The following is a 6,006-nucleotide window of genomic DNA, read 5'->3' as shown; positions in this document are numbered from 1 at the left end:
GCGCGGGGGCCCGGCCGGCCGCCGGGAGGCTGGATCCGTCCGGTCCGCAGGACGGGCGGCTTCGCACCGCCATCGCCTCGGTGCACCGGGTCTGCCCGGAGTTCCGGCCGGTGCAGGTGCTGCGCCGCGGCGGGCGCTCGGTGCTGCTGGCGGGCACCGTCGGCCGCGGCATCGCGGTGGCCAAGTGCCTGCTGGACCACTCGCCCGCACGGGTCGAGCGGTTCCGGCGCGAAATAGCGGTCTACCGCACCTTCGTGCGCCACCGGCCGCCGGTGCGGGTGCCCCGGCTCATCGCCGCCGACCCCGAGGGCTGCGTTCTGGTCGCCGAGCGGGCTCCGGGCCGTCCGATGGCGCTCCAGCGGCATCCGCTGGAGCCGCCGTCCCCGGCCGATCTGCGGGCGGTGCTGGACGCGGTGTGCCGGGTGAACACCTGGGAGCCGCCCGCAGGCCGTTTCGGGACCCCGGTCGACTACGGGGTGCGGGTCGCCCGCTACCACGGGCTGGGGCTGCTGACGGACCGTGATCTGGGTGACCTGCGGAAGCTGCTCCACGGCCTGGCGCGCGGCGGCGTCCGCGCGCAGTTCTGCCACGGCGACGCCCTGCCGGCTAACGTGCTGCTCTCCCCGGTCGGCCCGGTACTGCTGGACTGGGAGCACGCGGGCTGGTACCTGCCGGGCTACGACCTGGCCACCCTGTGGTCGATGCTGGGCGACAGCCCGATGGCCCGCCGCCGGATCAGCCGGCTCGCCCAGGCAGGGGGCCGTGACGCGCGGGACGCCTTCCTGGTGAACCTGATGCTCGTCCTCACCCGTGAGGTCCACGCCTGCGAGACGGCCGTGCGGCGTGCCATGCGGGACCCGGGCCCGGCCCCGGGCTGCGACCGGACCGGCCTGCTGAGCACCGGCGAGGAGCAGCGGCTGCTGCTGCGCCGTCTGCACGACGACTGCGCGATGGCCCGGCGCGCGGTGCGGGCGGCAGTGGGCACCGGCTGACGACCGGACCCGCGCGGCGTCACCGGACTGGACCCGTGACGCCGTACAGCTCCGGTCCCGCCCCGGGGTGAAGGTTCCCCCGGACGGCCTCTGACGTGCGGGAACCCATCGGAGTGCCCTTCTTCCCGGGCCGTTGACGGATCGTCGGCCGGCCGGTACCCCTGTGGGCAGTCCCGTGCCGCGCCCCACCGCGGCGCACCCCAGGAGGCCGCCTTGCCAGGACTCGTCCCCGTCCGCCCGCCGGCGCCCCCGCCCGGCTCCGCCCGCCGGCGCCTGCGGGCACTCATCGCGGCCTCTGCCGCCGCCCTGCTGCTACCCCTCCTCCCGGCCACCGCCGACGCCGGCGGGCGGGAGCCGGACTCGCTGCAGGAGGCGTTCGCCCGCGCCGCCGACCGGTACCGGGTGCCCGAGAGCGTGCTGCTGGGCGTGTCGTACCTGCAGTCGCGCTGGGACGGCCACCGCGGCGCGCCCAGCGTCTCGGGCGGCTACGGTCCCATGCACCTGACCGACGCGCGCACCGCGCTGGCCGAGGACCCCCATCACAGTCACGGCGCGGAGGACGCGCGCGGCGACACCGCCCGCGAAACCAGGCGGGTCGCCGACGCGCTGCCCGGTTCCGCCGACCTGCCCGGCCGGCTGCGCACCCTGGAGCGGGCGGCCGAGCTGACCGGACTGGACGAGGAGGAGCTGCGGCGGGACCCGGCGGCCAACATCGCCGGCGGTGCGGCGCTGCTGGCCGCCGCCCAGCGGGAGCTGGGGCTTGCGCCGAGCGACGACCCCGCCCGGTGGTACGGGGCCGTGGCGCGCTACCCGGGCTCCGGGGACGCGCGGGCGGCCGGGGTCTTCGCCGACGAGGTCTTCGACGTGATCCGCGAAGGCCGGCGGCGCACCACCGACTCCGGCCAGCACGTGGTGCTGGAGGGCGACCCGGACCTGGCCCCGAGGACCGCCCGGCTGGACGGCCCGGGGCTGCGCCCGGCTCCCCCGGTGCGCGACGAGCGCGTGGAGTGCCCGAGTTCCGTCTCCTGCGAGTGGATCCCGGCGCCGTACGAGGAATACGCCAACCCCGACGGCTCGCCCGACTACGGCAACCACGACAAGGCCGACCGCCCCGCGTCGCAGAAGATCGACTACATCGTGGTGCACGACACCGAGGCGACCTGGGACACCGCCCTGAGCCTGGTGCGGAACCCGGAGTACGTCTCCTGGCACTACTCGCTGCGCGCCTCCGACGGCCACATCGCCCAGCACGTCCCCACGAAGGACGTGGGCTGGCACGCGGGCAACTGGTACGTCAACGCCAAGTCGGTCGGCCTGGAGCACGAGGGCTTCCTGACCGCCCCCGACGCCTGGTACACCGAAGCGATGTACCGCACCTCGGCGCGGCTGGTGCGGTACCTGGCCCACCGGTACGACATCCCGCTGGACCGGCAGCACATCATCGGGCACGACAACGTGCCGGGCGTGACGTCCGCCCACATCCCCGGTATGCACACCGATCCGGGGCCGTACTGGGACTGGCAGCACTACTTCACGCTGCTGGGCGCGCCCTTCCACCCCACGGCCGGGCCGGGCTCGGAACTGGTGACCATCCGGCCCGACTACGAGGAGCACAAGCCCCTCTACACCCGCTGCGACGGCTCCGGGCAACCCTGCCCGCCGCACGGTTCGGGCGCGGTGCGGCTGCGCACCGGGCCGAGCCCCGACGCGCCGCTGGTGAGGGATGCCGGGCTGCGGCCGGGCGGCGGCGACTCCACCACCGGCGTCAACGACACCGGCGCCCGCGCCTCGACCGGCCAGCGGTACGCGGTGGCCGAACGCCGGGGCGAGTGGACGGCGATCTGGTACCTCGGGCGGAAGGCGTGGTTCCACAACCCCGCCGACGCGCCGGCCGCGGTGCCCACCCGGGGCCTGGTCGTCACCCCGAGGGAGGGCGCGGGACCGGTGCCCGTCCACGGCCGCGCCTATCCGGAGGCCTCCGCCTACCCCGAGGGGATCCCGGCCCAGGCGGTCTCCCCGCTGCCGTACACGGTGGAGGCGGGCCAGGCGTACGCGCTGGGGCTGCGGACGAAGGGCGAGTACTACTACGCCAGGACCTTCGATCCCGCGAACCACGTGGTGGTGCGCGGCGAGGAGGAGTACTACCAGATCCAGCTCGGGCACCGGGTGGCCTTCGTCAAGGCCGCCGACGTCACGGTGCGGCCGGCCCGGCGGTGAGGTGACGCCGGGGCGGGTGCACAGCGGAGGGGCGGGGCGCTCCCGGGCGCCCCTCCCCTTCCGTGTCCTCGCCCGTCCGCGCCGCCGGTGCGTCAGCGCCGGAACAGCTCCGCGGGCAGCGGCTTGAGCAGCTGGTAGAGGTCCTCGGTGATCGGCCGGTCCCAGCTGGCGATGGTGACCAGCACGCTGTCGCTGCGGTCGAACTGGACACAGGAGATCCGGCTCTCCGAGCAGGTGACCCGCCGCACGATCAGGAGGTTGTCGTCCAGCATCACCGGACTCTCCTCCGTCCCGGTGACGATGACCTCCTCGTCGTTCTCCAGCGCCGCCAGCAGCTGTGCGACCTCGAAGGGGATCTGGCCCTCGGCCGTCTCGCGGGCCGGGGAGCCCTCCGGCAGGTTCCCGATGACCATGGCCGGTCCGCGTCCGCCGAACAGGTCGTAGCGCAGGAAGACGCCCTGGCAGCTTCCGTCCGGCGCGGGCAGCAGCCCGGCGCCGAGGTTGCCCGGCCAGTCCCCCGGGTCCATGGCCAGCACGTCGAAGTCGGGTCCGGCGGGTGTGGCGGCACTGCGGCGGCGGAGAAAGGACATGCGGCCATGGTACGGGCCCGGTACCGCCGCGGGGCTCCGGCCCGCGCCTGCCGTGCGGCGGTGAGGCGGGCCTCGCGGCCCTCGCCGCACCGGGTGGCCGCAGGGGCCCTAACGCCGTCCGGGGGCCCGCGCCGGGGCGGCCCGCGGGTGGTCGGCGGCGGTGGCGGCAAACCGGCCGGGGAGGGTGAAGCGGCTCAGCTCGTGGAGGACGGCGGCCCTCTCCCGCGTACCCGGCGGCTCGCGCAGGGCGCGTTCCAGACAGCGCCGGGCCGCCTCGGGGGCTCCGGCGCTCAGGTGCTCGGCGGCGGCCTCGCGCAGGGTGGCGACGACGGCCGGGTCGCCTTCGGGGTGGACCTCCAGCAGATGGCGCGCGACGGCCCTGGGGCCGTGCCCCGCCCCGGCGACGACCGCGGCGGCCTGGCCGTGGAGGGCCACGCGCAGGGCGGGCGGGACGGACCGGTGGACGGCGGTGGCGGTCAGCGGGTTGAGGAAGCGCAGCGGCCGCCCCTTCTCGCCGCCGGTGAGAATGCGGGCGGCGGTCAGCCGGGCGCGGGCCTCGGCCGCCTCCCCGGGATCCAGGGCCGCGACGTCCGCGGCGAGCGAGGGGGATGTCTCGGTGCCGCCGAGGACCGCGGCGGCCCAGACCAGCCGTACGGCGGAGGTCCCCAGACGCTCCAGGTGTTCGGCGAGCCCGCCGTCCCGGCCGGCGGCCGCGGGCACCGGTCGGCCGGGCCGGCCGGCCCGCAGGGCCGTGCGGAGGGGCGGTTGCCCTCCCCGCTCAGCGCCGTGCGTCGGCACCACGGTGCGACCGCGCGCAGTGGCGCCCGCCGTCGGGTCGGTCAACGCCTTGTCCGACGCCCTGAGTTCGGACTCCCGCTCGAACATCGCCCGGTGCATGTGCCCCTGCTCTTCGTCCGCCGCCACGGCTGCCGCCGCGTCGCTCTCACGGCAGACGGTGGAGAGCGTACGCCGGTGTGAACCGGGCGCGGTGCTCTTGGCCGGTTTCCCCCCGGCGGGACGCCGTTTCGGGTAACGCCGCTTCCGCGAACTCCCCGTACCGGATGCGGCACGGCGTGTCCGCGGCACTCCTGACCGGCGACCGCCTTCGTCCACCTGCCGCGGGACGACCTCGGCCGGTCCCCGGGGAGGCTGTGCCACGGCGGTGCCGACACGGCGCCGCGGGCCGGGAGTACGGTGTCGCCGTGGCGGATACGACGGAGCGGACGGACGGCGGGACGACGGTGAACCTCTGGCGCGCGGGCCTGTCCCGCGTCCCCGAACAGGTGTGGGAGCGCCGTGGGACACGGGTGCTGATCCTCGCGGACAACGCGCTCACCGACCTCCCGCCGCGAATCGGCGGGCTGCGGCACCTGCGCACCCTCGACCTCGGCCACAACGCGTTCACCTCCCTGCCCGAGGAGATCGGGGAGCTGACGGACCTGGACGGCTGTCTCTACCTCCACGACAACCGGCTCACCGCGCTGCCGCGCTCACTGGGCCGACTGCGCTCGCTGACGTACCTGAACGTCGGCGACAATCCGCTGGGCTCGCTGCCCGGGGAGTTCGGCGGTATGGCGGGGCTGGTGGAGCTGCGGGCCCAGCGGTGCGGGCTGCGGGAACTGCCGGCCTCACTCGGGCGGCTCACCGCGCTGCGGGAGTTGTGGCTGCGCGGCAACGCCCTGGGCTCGCTGCCCGCCTCCTTCTCCCGGCTGCGGGAGCTGCGCGAGGTGGAACTGCGCGACAACGCCCTGGAGGAGGTGCCCGAGGCACTGCGCGGCCTGCCGCGGCTGCGCCGCCTGGACCTGCGGGGCAACCGGCTGCGCACGGTGCCGCGCTGGCTGGGGCGGGAACTGCCCGCGCTGGAGAAGCTGGATCTGCGCTGGAACGGGGCGGCGGTCGATCCGGGGCCGGCGGGGGAACTGGAGCGGCGCGGCTGCGTGGTGCTCCGTTAGGCGGGCGGCCCACCCGGAACACCCGTCCGCCGTGCCGCGGGGTTGACGGACAGCGGGCTCGGGAAGAAGGTTTCACCGTTGTCCCGATCCGCTGAAAGATACTTTCCCAGGGGGCGCGGTATGACCGGTTCGGCACGGGATCGCACACCGGGCCCGGCGCCCGCACCCGGCCCCGCCGCGGGCAGAGGGATCGGCCGGCGGCAGCTCGGCCTGAGGGCGCTCGCGCTCGGCGGCGGCCTGGTCCTGGCCTCGGCC

Annotated in this window: 5 protein-coding genes; 3 read left to right on the top strand and 2 right to left on the bottom strand. The window is 75.9% G+C overall.

What is annotated here, in order from left to right:
• Both AC2CJA_RS22975 and AC2CJA_RS22970 read left to right on the top strand, forming a co-directional pair.
• Positions 1-992: aminoglycoside phosphotransferase family protein (locus AC2CJA_RS22975; RefSeq protein ID WP_484604583.1), on the top strand; the 992-nt coding region annotated here is incomplete at its 5' end.
• A gap of 273 nt (positions 993-1,265) precedes the next feature.
• Positions 1,266-3,209: an N-acetylmuramoyl-L-alanine amidase gene (locus AC2CJA_RS22970; protein ID WP_484604585.1), complete on the top strand. Its 1,944-nt coding sequence runs from the start codon at positions 1,266-1,268 to the stop codon at positions 3,207-3,209.
• A gap of 92 nt (positions 3,210-3,301) precedes the next feature.
• Here AC2CJA_RS22970 and AC2CJA_RS22965 read toward each other — a convergent pair whose 3' ends face one another.
• A complete protein-coding gene (locus AC2CJA_RS22965) occupies positions 3,302-3,799 on the bottom strand; it encodes a hypothetical protein (RefSeq protein WP_484604582.1) in 498 nt (165 codons plus the stop codon).
• A 108-nt stretch (positions 3,800-3,907) separates the two neighbouring features.
• Positions 3,908-4,723: a hypothetical protein gene (locus AC2CJA_RS22960; protein ID WP_484604581.1), complete on the bottom strand. Its 816-nt coding sequence runs from the start codon at positions 4,721-4,723 to the stop codon at positions 3,908-3,910.
• Positions 4,724-5,040: 317 nt separating this feature from the next.
• On the opposite strand from AC2CJA_RS22960, the gene AC2CJA_RS22955 reads away from it, so the two are divergent.
• A complete protein-coding gene (locus tag AC2CJA_RS22955; protein WP_484604584.1) occupies positions 5,041-5,751 on the top strand; it encodes a leucine-rich repeat domain-containing protein in 711 nt (236 codons plus the stop codon).
• Positions 5,752-6,006: the final 255 nt, after the last annotated feature.

This window comes from Streptomyces sp. ATLC9 (assembly GCF_057196705.1).
This window is presented reverse-complemented; position numbering and strand designations above follow the sequence as displayed.